Here is a 20,232-nt window from a genome sequence, read left to right on the forward strand (position 1 = left end):
GTTAATATGCAAATTGATTTTATTCATATATTGAGATAGCATAAACCATATTGGTTTTAATTATTGTGCAACTTTATAAATCGTCACTGTTACTTCTACTGACTGTATTAATAGTTATAGTCCTAAAATTACCTGAAAATTTGAGCATTGCAGTAAATTGGTCTCTCCCAATTCTAGATTTTGATTTATCTTTTCGTACCATACTAATATCTTTTTTATCAGTTGCATTTTTAGCTGTTCTACCAGCACAAAATTTGACTTTTTCAGAGATGCTATCTTTTGCTGCTTACACTATTAGTTCACTTTATGCAGTTTTATCTGAACATATGATATTGGTTATAATATTCTGTGAATTAATGACCATCAGTGCATTTTTTATTATCGCAGCTAGCTGTAGAGATAGTGGACCTGCAATAAGGTACGCTTGTGTACACTTTTTCGTTGGAGTTATATTAATAGCAGGATTGGCACTTCAAAGCACTAACCTGATAATTTTGGGTTTATTGATAAACTGCGCTTGTTTTCCTTTTTCATTTTGGGTTGTTGATGCATATCCTGCTGCATCGCTACATGGCACCACATATCTCTCTTTATTTACCACTAAAGTCTCTTTTTTAGTGATGCTTTTACACACTTATAACCTATGGCAAGATTGTACTGAAATATTAGCGCTTGTAGGCGCCATCACTGCAATTTACAGCATTATATTTGCTTCTCTTGAGCAAAATATTCGCAGATTTTTATGCTATAACGTTGTAGGACAAATGGGCTTGCTGATTATTGCAGGAAGTTTGCTCAGTCCTTCGGAAAAAGCAATACCAATTTTGATACTGCATATAATCTTCTCTCTTGTTTATCAATCATTATTGTTTGTGGTCAGTAATTCGATTATTTCACAAACAAAAACAATTAGTTTTAATGGAGTGGGTAAACTGATGTCAGTGGAAGGCATGTGTGCTATAATCGCAATACTTACAATGGCTGCATTTCCTGGAACCGTTGGATTTATCAGTAAATCATATATCACAGCTGAAATTGAAATGAACACTGTTGCCTTAAAAGGGTATAAAAATTTATATAAGCTTCTAAATTTGCTGCTTCATTTAAGCGTGGGGCTAAAGTTTCTTTATTACTTATTTATTGCAAAAAGTAAGTCAAAACCTTTAGCAGAGAGAGGAAGCAAAATGACTATGATTATTTTAGCATTTATATGCGTAATCGCTGGCAATCCTTACTTACCTATTTACAATAAACCTTCGATTTTCGATTTTGTGTACAACACAAAAAATATTTGGTCGCAATTTAATTTATTACTATGTACCACTTTATTGTTTATTCCTTTACGCAAGTTATTTTACCCGAGAGTAAATTTTAAAATGGATGTTGATTGGATTTTTAGAGCTTTCATACCCTATATTATCTTGCTGTTCAATCAGTTAGTCTCTAAAACTAGAGAAATGTTTGCCAGCGTAGTGCAAAACTTGACTAATCCACTTGTTGGTTTATACTTTAATAATATTACTAAACTTAAAGAAGTGCTGAGTTATAACTCAGTGAGTTTTGTTTCAGCTTCTTCTCTCTTTTTAATGAGTATTCTACTAATGCTATTATGTTTAAATCGTTAACTGAAAGTTTAAATTCTGTATTTAGTAAACTGAGAGGAAAGTCAATCATTTCTGAAGATGATTTTAATCTTGCCATGCGTGAAATACGCATAGCCTTAATTGAAGCTGACGTTTCACTTGAAGTTGCAAAAAAATTCATCAACGACATTAAAGATAAAGTGATTGGGGAAAAAGTCATAAAAAGTGTTTCTCCAGCACAAATGATAATTAAAATTGTACAGGATAATTTAGTTGCAGTTCTCGGATCAGAGAAAAGTGACTTAAATCTAGCAGTTAAACCCCCTGCTGTGATTATGATGGTGGGCTTACAAGGTGCAGGTAAAACAACTACCTCAGGAAAGCTTGCTTTAAAACTAAAAAAGCAAAAGAAAAAAGTGATGCTTGCCTCTTTAGACATTTATAGGCCTGCTGCCCAGAAACAACTTGAAGTGCTAGGTAAACAAATAGATGTGCAAACTTTACCTGTAGTAATAGATGAGAAGCCCATTACAATTACAAAAAGGGCAATAGCAATAGCAAAGAACGATAATTATGATGTATTAATACTAGACACTGCAGGCAGGCTTCATATTGACAATAATATGATGAATGAGTTGAAAGCCGTAAAGGAAATAGCTTCACCTGCAGAAGTTATTTTAGTAGCCGACGCAATGATAGGCCAGGATGCGGTCAACATTGCCAAATCATTCAATGAGGTAATAGGTGTAACCGGCATTATTCTCACCCGTGTTGATGGTGATGCACGTGGTGGTGCTGCTCTTTCTATGAAAATGATCGCCGATTGTCCAATTAAATTTATTGCTTGTGGTGAAAAATTAAGTGACCTCGATGATTTTTATCCCGATAGAATTGCAAAAAGGATACTTAGCATGGGTGATGTTGTCTCATTGGTTGAAAAAGCTGCTGAGATTGTTGGTCAGGAAGAAATTGATAAGTTACAAAAGAAAGTGAAAAAAGGTAAATTCGACCTAAACGACCTAGTGGGAATGTTAAAAACTCTGAGTAAAATGGATGGCATTAGCAACATAATGAAATTCATTCCTAGTTCATTTACAAAAAAGCTAAGTAGCAGTGTGCCAGATGACAATAAAGTGAAAAAATATATAGCCATCATAAACTCAATGACTGAAAAAGAAAGGCAAAATCCAGATATTTTAAATGGCAAAAGAAGACTTAGAATTTCTAAGGGGTCCGGAACAACTGTAACTGACATTAATCTTCTAATTAAGCAGTATAATCAAATGAGCTCTATGGTAAATAAGTTCAGTAAAGTTGACCATAGTAAACTCAAAGAATCTGATTTGATGGATATGCTAAGCAGAAAGTAAGTCAGCAGGTAGTGGAATGAGACAAATCATCAGTAAACCTTTAGCTATATCAAAAGCGGCTTAGGTCTCGCAAAAAAATTTACAGCTTCTTGCTAGCCAAGAAATTTATTATTAATTTTAAGAAATACTATAGCTGACCCAAGCAACACGTCATACCGCCGCGGTATCTCTAGATCCCGCTAACACGTAGCGGGATGACGAGGCTTACCTTATCGGATTGTTTCAACACGTCATACCGCGATTCATTCGCGGTATCTCATCCGCTAACAAGCAGCGGGATACTATCTACACCGTCATACCGCGATTCATTCGCGGTATCTCATCCGCTAACAAGAGATCCCGCTAACAAGCAGCGGGATGACGAGTTACTATACCGCTGCGAACCGTCATACCGCCGCGGTATCTCTAGATACCGCTAACACGTAGCGGGATGACGAGGCTTACCTTATCGGATTGTTTCAACACGTCATACCGCGATTCATTCGCGGTATCTCATCCGCTAACAAGAGATCCCGCTAACAAGCAGCGGGATGACGAGTTACTATACCGCTGCGAACCGTCATACCGCCGCGGTATCTCTAGATACCGCTAACACGTAGCGGGATGACGAGGCTTACCTTATCGGATTGTTTCAACACGTCATACCGCGATTCATTCGCGGTATCTCATCCGCTAACAAGCAGCGGGATACTATCTACACCGTCATACCGCGATTCATTCGCGGTATCTCATCCGCTAACAAGAGATCCCGCTAACAAGCAGCGGGATGACGAGTTACTATACCGCTGCGAACCGTCATACCGCCGTGGTATCTCTAGATCCCGCTAACACGTAGCGGGATGACGAGGCTTACCTTATCGGATTGTTTCAACACGTCATACCGCGATTCATTCGCGGTATCTCAGCCGCTAACAAGAGATCCCGCTAACAAGCAGCGGGATGACGAGTTACTATACCGCTGCGAACCGTCATACCGCCGTGGTATCTCTAGATCCCGCTAACACGTAGCGGGATGACGAGGCTTACCTTATCGGATTGTTTCAACACGTCATACCGCGATTCATTCGCGGTATCTCAGCCGCTAACAAGAGATCCCGCTAACAAGCAGCGGGATGACGAGTTACTATACCGCTGCGAACCGTCATACCGCCGTGGTATCTCTAGATCCCGCTAACACGTAGTGGGATGACGATTGTCAGGGTAGCTGTCATCCCAGTAGCCTCTTTCTCTTGTCATCCTAGTGCCCTGACTACTTGGATCCAGGAAAAAGAATGGTGTCATGAAAGTAGCTGACACTGGTCTCCATCCAAAAGGGTGTCATCCGAGTAGCTTGACTACTTGGATCCAGGAAACTTAATTGCAAGTAATGCATTGGGTTTGGTGAGTATGGGTTTTGCGTTATAGAATGAAGCACTTTTTGCGAATTTGTAAAGAAAACTGGATCCAAGTAGTCAGGGCACTGGGATGACATCATCCTTTTTTTTGGATTCCAGACTGGAATGACAGCAGTCCTACGTCATACCGCGATTCATTCGCGGTATCTCTAGATCCCGCTAACAAGCAGCGGGATGACGGTTGTCGTTTAGCTATAAATATTTAAGAAATTTACTAAACAGAAAAAAAGGCAAAAGAAGCCCCGTAGTTGGCTAATTACTTACATTATACTTTCAAGTATGGCGTTTTTTTATTCTAAACGCTTAATAACCGCGACTCAGCTGCTTTTAAATGCAACTAACCTTAGCTATAAATGTTTAAGAAATTTACTAAACAGAAAAAAAGGCAAAAGAAACCCTAGGGTAGCTAGTTATTCACTATCCATTTTTTTAGTTGGCGTTTTTTTATGTTTTAAACGCTTTATAAGCGCGTTTCAGCTTATGTAGGTAGAAGTTTGATAAAGACATAAGGTGCACATAGTGCAAAAAATTAAACATGAGACGCCAGATACGTGAGTTTTTTTGTCATTTAATCTGTACAGAGAAGATAAATAAATAGCTTCAGTTTCATGATAAGGGGGCTGGCGGAGTTTGTCAAGTAAGTTTTTTCGTTTCTATTGTAATGACAGTTATGGCCTGTGCAAGAAATCTATTGATTTACAGCAGGTTCTTTGTTACAGTCCACAGTTATGCAAAGAAACTTAAAGCCTCATGAGTTTATTTACAGCCAGTGGTTTACATAATTTGGAGCTGTATAGCTGAGTATTGTATATGATAATATTGATAACAAACGATGATGGCTTTGGAAGTGAAGGAATAAAATTACTCAAAGAGGTTGCACGGAATTTTGCGTCAGAAATATGGATAGTGGCACCAGATACTGATAGAAGCGGAGCTGCAAGATCTCTTGATTATCCAGTGAAACAATCTATTGGAATAAAACAACATAGTGAAAGGGAATTTAGTGTGTCTGGTACTCCTGCAGATTGTGTCATTATTGCGCTAAATAAAGTTATGAATAAAAAACCAGACTTAATATTGTCCGGAGTAAATATTGGATCAAATGTCGGGGACGATATTTGTTATTCAGGAACAATTGGTGCTGTAATGGAAGGTGCTGCAAGGTCTATACCTTCTATTGCGCTGAGCCAAGTTTATCATGATAAAATAGACTGGCACAATGCAAAGGTTTTTGCACCAAAGGTTATTGCCAAGCTAGTTAAGGTTGGTTGGCCTAAAAACATAGTGATGAGTGTAAATTTTCCTGCTACGGAAAAAGTAAAAGGAGTAGAATTTGCTGAACAAGGTGAATATAACATTGATGGGGATTTAACTTTTACTGAAAATTCGAATGGCTCTTTTAGCTTAAATTGGTCTCGAGAGCACTCAGGCAGTGGTAGTATAAATAAAATAAAAGAAGGATTTATTACTATTACACCGGTAAAATTAGATTTTACAGATTATGATACTTTGAATACTATGAAAAATTCTTGTGCAGACGAATTTTCTTCTATAGCTGACTGAGAAAAACATTTGCATTGCTCCTAATAGATATTTTCTATTGTGTTATCGCGAGCAATTATTTTTTCTTCACCTGTATCCATGTTTTTAATCTTTAAAGTTTTACTACTCAATTCTTCATCGCCAAAGATTAAAGCAGCTTTAGCATTTGCTTGATTTGCTTTTTTCATTCGGGTTCTGAGCGTTCCGCTATATTCATAGATTACATATAAACCATTTCTGCGCAATTCATTTGCAAGTGTTAAAGCATGTTTTTCAGCCTCTCTACCGATTGGAATTAGGTAAATAGGTCGCTCTTCTTTCGGAGAATAATTGATTAACTCCATTATGCGCTCAATACCCCCTGCAAATCCTATTGCTGGAGTGTGTTTTCCACCTACTGAAGATACTAAATTATCGTATCTTCCACCGGCAAAAACTGCCCCTTGTGCACCTAAATCCTCTGTAACAAACTCAAACACTGTGTGGCAATAATAATCCAAACCTCGAACTAGTTTATTGTTTACGGTATAAGGTATATCAAGAATTGTTAATCCATTTAGTATTTGTTCAAAGAAATCTGAGGACTCTTTCGTATAATAATTGCTGATTTTAGGCGCATCAGAAATTATTGATTTATCTTTCTCATCCTTGGAATCCAGTATTCTGAGTGGATTTTTGATCAACCTATTTTTGCTATCTTCTGATAGATCATTTTGATACTTTGTAAAGTATAAGATCAAAGCTTCTCTATATTTAGTTATTGTTTCACCATCACCTAAAGAGTTGATTTCCAGCTTTACATTTTTATTGATGCCAAATTCAGTTAGTAAGTGCTGAGCGAGTGATATCAATTCAATATCAGCTTTTGGATCTTCTATGCCAAAAACCTCAAAATTTATCTGATGAAATTGCCTTTGTCTTCCCTTTTGCGGTCTTTCATAGCGAAATGCAGGTCCTGTTGAGAATAATTTTATCGGTGTTTGCAGTTTTTTTTCAATGAGTAGCCTGACAATCGCTGCAGTGAACTCAGGACGTAAAGTTATGCTCTTTCCCCCTTTATCATTGAAGCTATACATCTCTTTAGTGATGATGTCTGAGCTATCACCTAAGGTTTTTGTAAAAACCTCCGTGCACTCAAATATTGGAGTTTGGGCGGGCAAAAAGCCGTATAAACTTGAGATTCTGTTTGCTGTTTGCTCTATGTATTTAAACTTGTACCATTCATCAAACAGGAGATCTTTTGTTCCTCTAACCGTTTGATTAGTCATAGTGTGGTCTCTATACCTGCAATCTCTGGTATGTGGTAGCTCAGCATATTTTGCACTCCTTGCTTTAAAGTAATTGCAGCACTTGGGCATCCAGAGCAAGCTCCTTGCAACTCAACATAAACTATTCCATCTTTATAGCCACGAAATTTGATATCGCCACCATCTTGAGCAACTGCAGGTTTGATATGACTTTCCATCAATTCTTTTATTCTATTTACAATTTCTATATCATTTTTATCAAAAAATTCTTCATCTGGATCATTCACTTCTTCTTTATCTAGTGCTTTTCCACCAGAAGTAAAGTGATTCATGATTGTAGTTAAAACTTCTACTTTTAATATATCCCAATTAATTCCATCCAATTTTGTTACTGAAATAAAATCATGACCGAAAAATACTCTTACCACATGCTCTATTTGAAAAAGATTTGCTGCTAGTTTAGAATTTTTTATCTCATTCGCATTTGAAAAATCAGCAGTTTCTCCTTCGTTTAAAATTTCAAATCCAGGAAGGAATTTTAGCGTATTTGGGTTTGGTGTTTCTTCAATCTGGATGAACATGTTATTTACCATGACAATTATAATTGTTACTATTTAATCATAAAATGATAAAAAAATATACATGTCATTCATCTTTTTTCTTTTTTTAGTATTCATAGTAATTACATTTGTCTTGCCTAGCGTTGTTATATTTTTTCTTTTCCTGACAAAAAAAAATAATATGAGTTTCATGATGAACTCTATATTGAGTAAGTTTTTGAACGAATTTAGTAGCAGTAGAAGTTATACTGAAAATTACACTGGTGATAACATGTCCAAGGATGAAGCATTAAAGATACTGGGGCTGAATCCTGAGGCAAGTCAAAATGAAATCAATAAAGCATATCAAAATTTAATGAAATTAGTTCACCCAGATAAGGGAGGCTCGGAATATTTTGCGCAAAAGCTAAATGCGGCACGTGATAAATTGTTAAAAAAGTGATCTTAAAAAAAGTTTTCGTTTAACGAATTTCTTCCTTTGCTTTTTCTAAATACTCCAATATTGCTTCATGTAGTGCAGTCCATGTTATCTGTTCTTCCAGGGAAGGTATAAATTCTTGTCTCCAAGCATTCTTAAACTCCTGAAACCACTGTTTTTCAAAACCCTGAAATTCTAAAGAAATATCTACTTTAAAGCTATCAATTAAACTGGAAACTTCTGCAGCTTTAGAGCTATCTAGTGATTTTAAAGATAACACTCCACTCTTTAAAATCTCTAACTCTTCCAATACATTAAGCTTAAATGGTTTATAGAGTGAAGACCATATGCGATATCTTAAATAAGAATCATAGTATAACTTAATTTTGTACATTAAAGTGGTAGATGCATCAGGAGAAATGTTATTCTCATATTGTGCAAGAGAAGATAATAAATTCTCATAATCTACTTTGCTTAAACATGGTTGTAGAGTCGATTTAATTTTTTCACTAAAGGTTAGATAACTAGAAGAAATGCCATGACTATATTCACTAAAGAATTCAGGAAATATATCTGCTTGTTCTAGTTTAAGAGGTAGATCTTTTCTAATTTCTCTTGGTAAATTATGTATTGAAAACTGATAAATAACCCATACAAAATTCTCATCAAACTCATCTGAGTAATCAGCATTATTATCAGGAAAAATTACATTACCTTTCTTATCATTCCAAGGTTCTATCTTATAGAAAAATCTGTTCAGCCTTTGTTTTAATTTCAAAATACCTTCATTTCTATCACCTGCTTTATACAATGTTTTGCCCATTTTGTGTTTAGCATCTTTAGGGTTTATTCTGTCACTTATGTGCAATCCAATTTCATTTTTCTCTAATAACTCCCAATCAAACAATTTGTGTGGATCTGGTTTACGCATTGTATAGCCAAGCTCTGGATCATACACTATAGTTCCTATTTCAGAATGACTAAATATCATATCCCTTTTAATTTTAAAACGCTCCATAAGGTATAAAATCAGCTCTTTAACAGATCTCATTTGCTCTTCCGGAAAAGGCTCAAGTCCTGTGTTTACAATTTCAATACCTACAGAATAGTTGTTAAGCTTCCGTAACTCTTCAAGCTTACTATCTACCTTAACTCTTGCATAACTAATACCAGCATGCCATGCTTCTTTCTCTAATGGAACCATTAAGGTGATGCTGCCATCCCTATCGACAATAAAATGAACTGACAATCCTCTAGCATTCAGCGTATCTTTTGTACCTTTTAGTGTTGATGTTTCAGTATGGTGAACTATAACCATTAACACTTTTTTACCTGCCCTATCACCATAATTTAAAGCTGAAGCTGGATCTAAAAATAACAAATCCTGATCTTTCAATAATGGTAATTTTTCTTGTAAATCTTGAAAATCATTCTCGATATTGCTTGAACTGGATACTTGCCCAGATATGAGAAATGCTGAGACAGTAATCAGTAAAACTAATAAATATTTGTTGACTTTAGATAGTTGGATTTTCATACCATCTTCATAAACACTTTGTAGATAATTTTTCATTATATAGTTAGAATAGGGTTGTTGAATAAATTTACAAGACAAAATCATACTAGTCTGGTAGTAGTAACATGTTCAGAGATGGAGCATTTAAAGTGCTAGGAATAGATTCTGGAGCGAACCAAAATGAAATCAATAAAGCATATCAAAATTTAATGAAATTAGTTCACCCAGATAAAGGAGGCTCGGAATATTTTGCACAAAAATTAAACGCAGCACGTGACAGGTTGCTGAAGAGGTAATTAATATTGCTTTAAAGTTTTTATTTGTGCGTAAAGGATAAGTTGCTACAATAAAAAAATAAGATAAAAGTAGCAATGGACATGTGTTCAGAAAGGTTTAAGTTATGCAGGAAGATAACAAAAAAGAAACAATAAAAGAAGAAAAAGGCATATTAGGATGGATAGAATATAGATTGCCTATATTTTCTTTTCTAAGACACACTGCTTCTTACCAAGTGCCAAAAAACTTAAATTATGCTTGGAACTTTGGCTCTTTGGCTGGTATAGCGCTGATTTTACAAATAATAACAGGTATATTTCTTGCTATGCACTACACTCCGCATGTTGATTATGCGTTTAATAGTGTAGAGCGCATAATGCGAGATGTGAATTACGGGTGGTTAATACGCTACACTCACGCTGTTGGAGCATCGCTCTTCTTTATGGTAGTCTATGTTCATATAATGCGTGGATTATATTACGGATCTTATAAAAGACCGAGAGAGATGGTGTGGTTTATTGGAATATTTATATTTTTTGCAATGATGGCAACTGCCTTTATGGGATATGTATTGCCTTGGGGACAAATGAGTTTCTGGGGTGCAACAGTTATAACCAACTTATTTTCTGCTATACCTTTAATTGGCAATAAAATAGTTATATGGTTATGGGGTGGTTTTTCAGTGGATAACCCAACACTTAACCGTTTTTTCGCTCTGCATTATCTTCTGCCTTTTGTTATTATTGCTTTAGCTATGCTTCATGTGATAGCTCTGCATAGGTTTGGCTCTGGTAACCCAAGTGGAGTGGAGGTAAAATCAGATAAGGATACCATCCCTCTCTATCCTTATTATATAGTCAAGGATTGCATAACTTTTGGTCTGTTTTTTGTAGTTTTGTTCGCATTTGTTTTCTATGCTCCCAATTATCTTGGGCATCCAGACAATTATATAGAAGCTGATTCTATGGTCACTCCGGTACATATAGTGCCAGAGTGGTATTTTTTACCTTTTTATGCAATGCTACGTTCAATTCCAGATAAACTTACTGGTGTGCTTACCATGTTTGCGTCTATTTTAGTGTGGTTTTTGTTACCTTGGCTTGATAAATCAAAAGTTAAAAGTGGTGCTTATCGCCCGGTGTTTAAGAAATTTTTTTGGGTTTTTGCAATAAATTTTGTACTTCTTGCCTGGCTTGGAGGACAAGAGGTAAAAGAGCCTTACATCACTATGAGTAGGCTATCTACTCTTTATTACTTTGCATACTTTGTGATAGTTTTACCACTGCTTAGTAAGTATGAAAAGCCAAAAGAACCACCAAAAACCTTAAGTGATTCTGTGCCGGAGATGAGGTGATGTCAATTCAAAGCAGATCTCTTACAAAATTCTCTTTCATCCCAGAGCTCTCTTCTGTCATCCCAGAGCCCTCTTTTGTCATCCCAGTGCTTGACACTGGGATCCAGAAAAAAAATAAATGGATTCCAGCATCATGTACACAATTGTATGAACGTTGTATACAACACACAGTGTCATTCCACTATCTTCCGTTGTCATCCCAGTGCTTGACACTGGGATCCAGGTATAAAAATACTTACAAATCATGCAATGGACAACAGATTCTAGGAGTGCATGATAACCATAATGTCAGTGATGAAATAAGCTGGATTCCAGTGTCAGCTACTTGCATGACATCAATTCGAAATTTACTAAAACAGTGGTTATGCATGGGATCTAATGTATTTGCAATCTTCTGCATGTTATTTCTATCTAGTCTTATATCTGCAGAAGAATTTAAATCATCACCAAATAAGAAAATAGACTGGAAATTTGATGGAATTGTCGGATCTTTCGATAGAGAGTCAATTCAGCGTGGCTATAAAGTGTATAAAGAAGTCTGTGCTGCTTGTCATTCAATGAATAGGGTAGCATTTCGTAATTTGCAAGATGTCGGTTTTTCTGAAGAAGATGTAAAACAAATAGCAGCTTCTTATCAAGTTAAAGATGGTCCGAATGATTTGGGTGAAATGTTTGACAGACCTGGAGTACCTTCGGATTATTTTATTGCGCCTTTTGATACAAAAGAAGCAGCTGCAGCAAGCAACAATGGTGCAGTCCCACCAGACTTATCATTAATTATTAAAGCAAGGCATGATGGTGCAAATTATGTCTATTCATTGTTAACAGGCTATCAAAACGGCGAACACGATGAAAATGATTTATATTTTAATTCGTATTTTCCAACAGGCAGATTAGCTATGGCGCCACCACTTTCTGAAGGAATGGTGGAATATGATGGTGCAAGGCAAGCCACAGTTGAAAATATGGCGTATGATGTGATAAATTTTTTACAATGGGCAGCAGAGCCAGAATTAGAGCGCCGGCATAAACTTGGATTAAAAGTAGTGGCGTATTTTATAATTTTAACAGTGTTTTTTGTATTAACTAACAACAAAGTTTGGAGCAAGCTCTATAAAAAGAAGTGATAGTCAATTTTGCCTCAAGCACAATGGTTGTCATCCAAGTAGCTAACACTGGTTCCTTTATGACGGTGTCATCCGAGTAGCTGACACTGGGATGGCTTTGTCGCATCGTACCTTATACGGTAATAATTTACGATAAATTCATGTAGCCATTTCGAATTTAGCCATACCAATGTCAGTAAATTTATTAAGCAAACAGCACTTAATGAGCAGTTCTTTTTCACGATTTATAGCTCTTTTCATAGAAGTCCGGATGTGATAAGGATAGATAATGATAAGGAGGTTGAATGCCAGCAGCATATAGTTATGATTTAAGAAAAAAAGCAATGGAGGCGCTAGACGAAGGAGAAAGCAGAGAAGCAGTGGCAGCAAGATTTAAGATTGGACGAACTACTTTATGGGAGTGGCAGCACTGTAGGCTTGACCATAAATTATGTTAAGATAGAAAATGACTATTTTAGATAGAGCTTGATGTAATGCAGTGCGATACAAAATAACGGTAGAATATAATGGTAGTAATTTCTCTGGTTGGCAAAAACAGCAACACTCTGCTAACTCAATCCAGGAGAAGATAGAAAATGCTATATTTAATTTTAGTGGTGAGAAAGTTACTTTGTACTGTGGTGGCAGGACTGATGCAGGAGTTCATGCTTTAGGACAAGTTGCTCATTTTGATATGGAAAAGGAATTTGAGCTTTATAGAATAAGGAATGCAATAAACTATCATTTAAAATCAATTCCTATAGTCGTGCTTAATGCAGAAGTTGTAGATGATGCTTTTCACGCACGGTTTTCAGCAAAAAAAAGATATTACGAATATAGAATAGTTAATCGCTATGCTCCTGCCGCTCTGGAGACGGGTTATGTATGGCAAGTGTTTAGCCCACTTGATGTAAATATTATGCGTGAAGCTGCTAAACATCTACTTGGAAAACATGACCTTTCAAGTTTCCGTTCAAAAGATTGTCAAGCCGCAAATCCGATAAGAACAATTGATGATATCGATATAATACAAAATGGGAATCATATACACATCAAAATATCTGCTATTTCCTTTTTACATAACCAAGTGAGGATTATTGTGGGTACTTTAGTTGAATTTGGAAAAAATAGAACCAATCCGCAAGAAATGCTAAATATATTAAACCAATGCAAAAGAAGTGCCGCTGGAGTTACTGCACCACCTTTTGGCTTATATTTGGTAAAGATAGATTACTAATTTAATAAAAGCTAGTGAAATAAGTGCCATACCGCCACGGTATCTCCAGATTCCGCTAACAAGCAGCGAGATGACGAGTTTAAGTTCTCATTGGCATTACTACATATAATGCACTTGAATCGTCTTCATCAGTGATAATTGTAGCACTATTACCATCGGCTAAGCTAAACTTACATTTATTTTTTATGCAGGATAGAACATCAAGTAAATAACGCGAGTTGAACCCTATTTCTATAGGGGCTTCATTGTAGTCCACTTCTATGGATTCAGTTGCATCACTGCACTCTTGGGAGTTTGAATGCAGAGTTAGCAGCTTTTCTTGTAGTGAGAATTTAATAGATTTTACTTTATCAGATACAACAACGGAAACTCGATCTATAACGTCTGAAAGTTTTTTACTTTCAATAATCATATGCTTATCTTGAGATGCTGGAATAACTGCTTTATAATTTGGAAAAGTTCCATCTATTAATTTTGATATTAGAATATATTCACCGCATGTAAACTTGATTTTTCTGTCTGAGAGTTTTACTTTAATTTCATTACAATCGTCCAATATTTTTAACAGCTCCATAACAGTTTTACGTGGAATGATCACACCAAATTCGCCATTGATGTTCCCAGGCTTTGGCCTCTTTATACATGATAAACGATGGCCATCAGTTGCAACGCAGTACAGAAATTGCTCATCTGTATGTAGATATATTCCATTTAAATTATACCTTGTATCATCTAGTGATACAGCAAATTTTGTTTTAGTTAATAAGTCTATCAGGTCTGTATTTAGTAGAGTAAAATCATGTTTATAATTGTCTTCTTCAAGAGCAGGAAAGCTGCTTGAAACTACATTCGGTAAAGAAAAGTTTGCATTTCCGCAAGACATCAATAATTTTCCTTGGTTGTTTACTTCAAAATTGACATCCAAATCAGCGGGTAACTTCTTCACTATGTCATGTAAAGTATGCGCTGAAATTTTTACTTCTCCTTCTGTTAATACGGTTGCAGCAAGTGAGGCAAACATTGAAATGTCAAGATCAGTTGCCATTAATTTTATGCTGCCGTGTTGTGCTTTGATATTTATACACGCCAAAACATCTATTGCATTACGCCTTTCAACCACTCCACTTACTCTGGATAATGTATTTAAAAGACTTGTGCGGCTCACGCTAAAACGCATCTGCTCGCACACAGAATTTTGCTTTTTGATTTCTGTATCTACACCTGCAACCTCTGACATTGCTAACTCTCAAAAATATATTTTAAATGATATCCACATCCCATATAAAGTAAAGTGCTATTTATATTTCCATTGAAAGAGTAGTCTAGTTTATACTATAGCTGGGTATTCTGTTACAATAATTTACTTTGTATGGCATAAATCATGCATTTTTTGATACGCTTTTTGAAAACCAAGTAGGGAATAAGTATCATCAATGGTCACTGTTTTTGTTTTTCCATTAACTACCATTGATAATCCCTGCTTCATTTTTAGAATGAGATCTTGATCTATTTTTGTATGCTCTGCCCACGCAAAACTTCCCTGTATTATGGGCAGTGTATATTTAATTTTTTTGTCGATATTGAGAGCTACAGGCTCCTTATCATACTGAAAACCAGAGGTAACGCTTACCTCATCTGCTTTTTTATCAACATAACTAACCATTACATACGGCTTGCGATTGGTTGTATAATATTCGCTTTTTTTTTTAGGATAGGATACAATATAACATACTTTCTCTCCATCTTCCAATGCAGTATACACGAGCCAATCTTTATATTTTTCCTTCAATTGTACATCACTAACCGATGCAAAAGCGCCTATCGAAAAAAATATTAGAAATATAAAAAAACTACGCATGCAAACCAAATTTCAAACTTTCAGATTGTATATATTGTTTTACCTTAGCCATCGCCTGCTCAGCCAACTGCCTTATTCTTTCTCTTGAAACACAATATTTTTTACTAAGTTCATCCAGAGTTTGAATGTTTTCAGACAAATATCTACTGATAAAAATGTCTCTTCCCCTTTCGTTGAGACTCGCTAGTGCATTGTTTAAAATTGTTTCTTTTAATTCTTTTTCTTCATGATTCTGATAGGTTACTTCTTGACTGACCAAGTTACATGGGATCATATCTTGCAACTCCCTTTTAGAGTCATCACCTATTTTTATGCAATCGTTTAGCGACTGATCCTTACAAGCCATACGGTAATTCATCTGCAGAACGTCTCCTTCGGATACAGAAAGCTCATTAGATATTGCTTTTATTTCTTCATTATTTAAAGTTTCCCTGTTTGTATACTGTAAAATTCTTTTTTTTATTTTACGTAAACTAAAAAACAATCTTCTTTGTGCTTGCGTTGTGCCTATTTTCACAAACGACCAAGATTTCAATATAAAGTCTTTTATTGAAGCTTCAATCCACCACACTGCATAAGTTGAAAAACGAAACCCTAAATCAGGATTAAACTTTTTCACTGCGTGCATTAAACCCATATTTCCTTCCATAACCAGGTCCATCAACAATAGCCCATAATTTTTGAATTTCATTGCAATTTTCACTACCAAATTCAAATGGCTGGTAATCAATTTATGAGCAGAAGAAACATCCTTATATTGGTTCCAATTTTTTGCTAATCGTACCTCTTCCTCTTGAGACAGCATAGGAAATTTTTGCACCCTAGCAATATATTGCATGAGATTGGTTCTGCTATCGACACATAAGTTTGCCATTGAGGTCAACATAACAACTTAAATCAAAACTTCATGCATATAATATATTGATTTTCCAGCAAAAATTCAAGCTTTGATTTGAAAAAAGTACAAATTTTCCATCTCATTTCTTGGAGACAGTAGGCCGCAGTGTTAGCTAATTGGATAACATTATGTAACCTTAGATGATATTCTACCAGTACAATGGTAAACGTTATAGCTTAAACACATAGCAAATAGTGTTATTCCAGTGCCTTGACACTGGAATCCACATTTCTTTTTTCTAGATCCCAGTGTCATGCCACTTAGATGGCAAGAAAAAACTCACTGGGATAACAAGACTGAGATAGACTAGAAATTAAACGCTACTCCAGCTTCTGCACCAACAGTGCTGTAAAGAACTTTGTATGCGCCTGCATCAGTAACCTGTCTGGTTGAATCTTTAGGATCTGTTTTTTTTCCATCAAAATTAGCACCATAAGAACCGAAATAACGAGCTCCAGCATAAAGTTTGACTTCTGGAGTTACATCATAACTAACACCAGCTTTTACTTGACCAGCAAAACCAAATTTACTTTTTTGATCATTCACAGCGGGTTCCAAAGGAGTGCTAATATACGCTGCACCAACACCAACACCAATGTATGGAGTGATAGGCATATCTTCAATTGCTATATCGTAATACACGTTCACTAATCCTGAAATTGCTGTTACACTGTCTGCAATAGTATTTGCTGGGTCAAATGTTACATCTTTAACATCATTTTTGTTTAGGTATGAATAAACTCCTTCAACATCAACCCTGATGTCGTCCATTTTGTAACCAAATGCACCACCACCAGCTATAAAAGATGGTTTTAATGGACTGTAATCACTCTTGTCTTTCTTATAGGTAATACCATCAACTTTTGTGAAAAGAGGTAAAAATTCACCGTTGTATTGCAAACGAACGTAGTAGCTAGTTTCTTCATCACTTATTGGACCAACAGGATCTGAAAAAGCAGAGTTTGATAAACTTAGCAACGTTGCTAAAGCGGCTGCTGAAAAAAACTTTTTATAATGCATAATTGTCCTCGTAAAAAAATTAAAATTCCACTTTAGCAGTCTAAGTAACAACTAAAGTTAAGTCAAGTGCTAACTTAATAACACAAAATATTCTACATTTTAACTAATTTTTAGGAGAAGACAAAGATTTTATTAATGAATAAATACGACTTTTGATTTTTTGGTATAGCTAACACAGGTAAGATTTACTATCGAAAGACCTCGTCATTCCGCTGCTTGTTAGCGGATGAGAAATCCACAACTGTACGAACATTGCAATTTGGGCCTACCAGGAGGGCAATGCCTCTTATCCAAGTACCATCTTCTTGTCATCCCAGTCTGGGATCCAGGAATTTTATTAAGTTGGTAAGCATAAAAGTAGCCGTTTTATGTTAAAACACAATGTTCTTGATGAGATTACGGCAAGGCTGGATTCCAGACTGGAATGACATCGTTTACTATGTGCCATATTGCAATGTTTGTACAGTTGTGGAATGAATCACGGTATGACGTAGGGCTATGCTAGTATAGGTACATTATATGAAGAAGTACTAGCGTTGGGAATATTAGAAAAAAAATACTTACACTAAAAGAAACTTCAGTAGTAAATTCAAAAAGGAAGTTTAAACCCAGATGGTAAACCCATCATACCTGCAAGATCAGAAGTTGCATTCGCCATATCTTCTTCTGCTTTTTTAACGGCATCATTAAACGCTGCTGTTACTAAATCCTCTACTATATCTTTTTCCTCATTTCTCATAAGTTCTAAGTCTATGTTCACCTTTTTAGCTTTATAGCTACCTATTTTTATGACTTCCACTAATACAGAAACTTTGCCACCACCAGAAATACCTTGAAACTCTTTTCCAACATATTTTTCTTGAGCTTCTGCAAGCTTTTTTTGCATCTCTTGCGCTTGTTTCATTATTTGACTAAAATCCACAACTTACTCCTTATTTTCTATATTAACTACTTTTGCACCTTTAAACGTGTCAAGGATATCCTTAACTGCAGGTGCATAATTTAAATTACTCACTTCCCTGTTTATATAACCTGTATCAACTGCAACAACCCACTCTTGCTGAGTCACCTGGTTTAAGTAATTTTTTAAATCATTGCAAAAATTACTATCCAACTTAGATACAGCTTTTAATTTTAAATATCCAGGTTTACAATCTATTAATTGTAGATTATTACACAGTTGTTTGTAAAGATAAATTTGGTTACTTCGCCTTAATAGTTGCAAAATCTTATCAAAATCGTAATTTTGTTGTTTATTTTCCACATGGATCCCAGTGTCACGCACTGGGATGACAGAGTGGGGTTGTTGTTTACTTTCCACATATTTTTTTGGATCCGAGTAGTCAGCTACTTGGATGACAGAGGGGGAAGGTGCAACAGGTCTGCCCTGTCTATTTCCTTGCTCTACATTCTGCGAAAGAACTTTTTTGATCACCTGTTCCGGAGAAGGCAGATCAGAAAGATAACAGAGGCTAATTAACATCATTTCAGCAGCAACATCGTTGCATGTTGAAGTTTTTATATCTTGAATACCTTTAAGCAACATCTTCCACAATCTCGAAAAAAATATTAAAGATCTCTTTATACTTAAATCTTTTATCCTATTCTTTTCATGCTCTGTAACTGCATTATCAATCTCTTTTGTAATCAAAAAACGGCATACTAACTGAATTGTTTGCAATAGACCTTCAAAAATACTAAGTGGGTTTGCTGTTTTTACCGCCTTGTCAAACACTGATAGAGCTTTCTGTAAATCACCTTCTAATATTGCCCCTAATAGATCGAATATAATATCTTTATCCACTAGGCCAAGTATGTCTGTCACATTTTTAGTGGATATTGCACCATCTTTGCTATATAGCACTGCTTGATTCATCAAAAACAAGGCGTTACGCATTGAATTTCCAGAGTGTCGTGCAATTAATTCTAATGCTCCCTTTTCAATGGAATAACTCTCTTTTTGTGCAACATCATTTAAACGTTCCACTATTTTAGCTACAGGAATGTTGTGTAAATCAAATCTTTGACAACGTGCAATAATAGTTATTGGTATCTTTTTTATTTCCGTAGTTGCTAAAATGAACTTTACACTAGATGGTGGCTCTTCTAGGGTTTTAAGTAATGCGTTAAATGCACTGCTAGATAGCATGTGTACTTCATCTATAATGTAGACTTTGAATTTAGAGCTTATAGGTGAATAGCAAATATCTCCCAGGATTACTTTAATATCGTCAATGCTAGTGTGACTTGCTGCATCGATTTCAATTACATCTGGATGGCTTGAATTTTTTATTGCTAGACAATTTTCACATGATCCGCAAGGTTCAAAAATTGGCCCCAGGGAACAATTCAAACATAAAGCTATTATCCTTGCAGTGGTGGTTTTACCAACTCCACTACTACCAGAGAGCAGTATAGATTGTGGGATTTTGTTTAAAATAAAAGCATTTTCTAATACACGCACTAATATATCTTGACCTACTAGATCTTTGAAGCTACTAGGACGATGTTTTAATGCTATATTCATAGCCTCGGATAAAACAAATAATGAAATAGGTATGCAACCCAAAAAGGTTCTGATATGGCTGCTTCATTTCTGATCTGACCAAATTACAGAGTTTTTGCCTGCATACCTTATAAAATATTATACTTTTTTTTTTATTTAGCAAGGTATATCCTATATTAGCTCTATAATTTGATATGTTAAATTTTTTACAGTGCTATTTTGAAGTAAACAAAAAGTTAGTTGTCATGCAAGTCACTACAAGATTGTCACTCCAATGTTTATTTATGTCATTTCAGCGCTTATTTATGTCATCCCAGTGCCTAGGCATACAGCTGTATGAATGTTGT

Annotated in this window: 17 protein-coding genes, 1 other RNA gene and 2 pseudogenes; 9 read left to right on the top strand and 11 right to left on the bottom strand. The window is 35.6% G+C overall.

Translation table 11 applies throughout. The features are described from left to right. The first annotated feature begins 65 nt into the window (after positions 1–65). The 3 genes from ACJZL3_RS05885 (at position 66) to surE (ending at position 5,910) form a co-directional block, all read left to right on the top strand. Positions 66–1,625: a proton-conducting transporter membrane subunit gene (locus ACJZL3_RS05885; protein ID WP_038228212.1), complete on the top strand. Its 1,560-nt coding sequence runs from the start codon at positions 66–68 to the stop codon at positions 1,623–1,625. Further along, the gene (gene ffh / locus ACJZL3_RS05890; protein ID WP_095742798.1) at positions 1,610–2,953 is read left to right on the top strand and encodes a signal recognition particle protein; all 1,344 of its coding nucleotides are present in this window, start codon (positions 1,610–1,612) and stop codon (positions 2,951–2,953) included. The genes ACJZL3_RS05885 and ffh overlap by 16 nt, the downstream gene beginning before the upstream one ends. A gap of 2,204 nt (positions 2,954–5,157) precedes the next feature. After that, positions 5,158–5,910: a 5'/3'-nucleotidase SurE gene (gene surE / locus ACJZL3_RS05895; RefSeq protein WP_419198728.1), complete on the top strand. Its 753-nt coding sequence runs from the start codon at positions 5,158–5,160 to the stop codon at positions 5,908–5,910. A 20-nt stretch (positions 5,911–5,930) separates the two neighbouring features. On the opposite strand, the gene hisS is transcribed toward surE, so the two are convergent. Then, a complete protein-coding gene (hisS, locus tag ACJZL3_RS05900; RefSeq protein WP_010963026.1) occupies positions 5,931–7,157 on the bottom strand; it encodes a histidine--tRNA ligase in 1,227 nt (408 codons plus the stop codon). Continuing rightward, positions 7,154–7,717 (bottom strand): NifU family protein, encoded by a 564-nt coding sequence (locus tag ACJZL3_RS05905; protein WP_022626407.1) that lies wholly within the window; start codon positions 7,715–7,717, stop codon positions 7,154–7,156. Before ACJZL3_RS05905 ends, hisS begins: the two co-directional genes overlap by 4 nt. 160 nt (positions 7,718–7,877) lie before the next feature. Here ACJZL3_RS05905 and ACJZL3_RS05910 point away from each other — a divergent pair, with 160 nt between their 5' ends. Further along, positions 7,878–8,138: a J domain-containing protein gene (locus tag ACJZL3_RS05910; RefSeq protein ID WP_227738613.1), complete on the top strand. Its 261-nt coding sequence runs from the start codon at positions 7,878–7,880 to the stop codon at positions 8,136–8,138. Positions 8,139–8,157: 19 nt separating this feature from the next. Here ACJZL3_RS05910 and ACJZL3_RS05915 read toward each other — a convergent pair whose 3' ends face one another. Next, positions 8,158–9,687 (bottom strand): N-acetylmuramoyl-L-alanine amidase, encoded by a 1,530-nt coding sequence (locus ACJZL3_RS05915; RefSeq protein WP_223823148.1) that lies wholly within the window; start codon positions 9,685–9,687, stop codon positions 8,158–8,160. A gap of 68 nt (positions 9,688–9,755) precedes the next feature. Between ACJZL3_RS05915 and ACJZL3_RS05920 the strand changes: the two genes are divergently transcribed. The 3 genes from ACJZL3_RS05920 to ACJZL3_RS05930 all read left to right on the top strand — a co-directional run bounded on the left by ACJZL3_RS05920 (position 9,756) and on the right by ACJZL3_RS05930 (position 12,387). After that, positions 9,756–9,926, top strand: a complete 171-nt coding sequence (locus tag ACJZL3_RS05920) for a J domain-containing protein (RefSeq protein ID WP_010082675.1) — start codon at positions 9,756–9,758, stop codon at positions 9,924–9,926. A gap of 104 nt (positions 9,927–10,030) precedes the next feature. After that, positions 10,031–11,260: a cytochrome b gene (locus ACJZL3_RS05925; RefSeq protein WP_006280242.1), complete on the top strand. Its 1,230-nt coding sequence runs from the start codon at positions 10,031–10,033 to the stop codon at positions 11,258–11,260. Between the two features lie 368 nt (positions 11,261–11,628). Next, positions 11,629–12,387, top strand: coding sequence for a cytochrome c1 (locus ACJZL3_RS05930; RefSeq protein WP_010963022.1), 759 nt, complete (start codon positions 11,629–11,631; stop codon positions 12,385–12,387). Between the two features lie 138 nt (positions 12,388–12,525). Here ACJZL3_RS05930 and ACJZL3_RS05935 read toward each other — a convergent pair. Beyond that, positions 12,526–12,624 (bottom strand): annotated as a pseudogene (locus ACJZL3_RS05935) (IS5 family transposase); the annotation flags it as partial. A gap of 47 nt (positions 12,625–12,671) precedes the next feature. Here ACJZL3_RS05935 and ACJZL3_RS05940 point away from each other — a divergent pair. Beyond that, positions 12,672–12,794 (top strand): annotated as a pseudogene (locus ACJZL3_RS05940) (IS630 transposase-related protein); the annotation flags it as partial. Between the two features lie 71 nt (positions 12,795–12,865). Beyond that, the gene (truA, locus tag ACJZL3_RS05945; protein WP_010963021.1) at positions 12,866–13,603 is read left to right on the top strand and encodes a tRNA pseudouridine(38-40) synthase TruA; all 738 of its coding nucleotides are present in this window, start codon (positions 12,866–12,868) and stop codon (positions 13,601–13,603) included. Between the two features lie 79 nt (positions 13,604–13,682). Here the strand turns inward: truA and dnaN are convergent, their stop codons facing one another. The 7 genes from dnaN to ffs form a co-directional block, all read right to left on the bottom strand. Continuing rightward, positions 13,683–14,840 carry a DNA polymerase III subunit beta gene (gene dnaN, locus ACJZL3_RS05950; protein WP_038199350.1) on the bottom strand — a complete coding sequence of 386 codons (1,158 nt, stop codon included), beginning with the start codon at positions 14,838–14,840 and terminating at the stop codon, positions 13,683–13,685. Positions 14,841–14,963: 123 nt separating this feature from the next. After that, complete coding sequence (locus ACJZL3_RS05955; RefSeq protein ID WP_006279310.1) at positions 14,964–15,461, bottom strand: invasion associated locus B family protein; 498 nt, start codon at positions 15,459–15,461, stop codon at positions 14,964–14,966. Further along, a complete protein-coding gene (locus ACJZL3_RS05960) occupies positions 15,454–16,347 on the bottom strand; it encodes an RNA polymerase factor sigma-32 (protein WP_419198729.1) in 894 nt (297 codons plus the stop codon). Before ACJZL3_RS05960 ends, ACJZL3_RS05955 begins: the two co-directional genes overlap by 8 nt. 318 nt (positions 16,348–16,665) lie before the next feature. After that, positions 16,666–17,379 (bottom strand): P44/Msp2 family outer membrane protein, encoded by a 714-nt coding sequence (locus ACJZL3_RS05965; RefSeq protein ID WP_138264894.1) that lies wholly within the window; start codon positions 17,377–17,379, stop codon positions 16,666–16,668. Between the two features lie 589 nt (positions 17,380–17,968). Further along, the gene (locus ACJZL3_RS05970) at positions 17,969–18,301 is read right to left on the bottom strand and encodes a YbaB/EbfC family nucleoid-associated protein (protein ID WP_010963017.1); all 333 of its coding nucleotides are present in this window, start codon (positions 18,299–18,301) and stop codon (positions 17,969–17,971) included. A gap of 3 nt (positions 18,302–18,304) precedes the next feature. Next, complete coding sequence (dnaX, locus tag ACJZL3_RS05975) at positions 18,305–19,906, bottom strand: DNA polymerase III subunit gamma/tau (protein ID WP_010963016.1); 1,602 nt, start codon at positions 19,904–19,906, stop codon at positions 18,305–18,307. A 21-nt stretch (positions 19,907–19,927) separates the two neighbouring features. Beyond that, positions 19,928–20,017: signal recognition particle sRNA small type (gene ffs, locus ACJZL3_RS05980), an RNA gene on the bottom strand. Between the last annotated feature and the right edge of the window lie 215 nt (positions 20,018–20,232).

The sequence above is a fragment of the Wolbachia endosymbiont of Rhagoletis cingulata genome (genome assembly GCF_048537655.1).
Lineage (GTDB): Bacteria > Pseudomonadota > Alphaproteobacteria > Rickettsiales > Anaplasmataceae > Wolbachia > Wolbachia pipientis.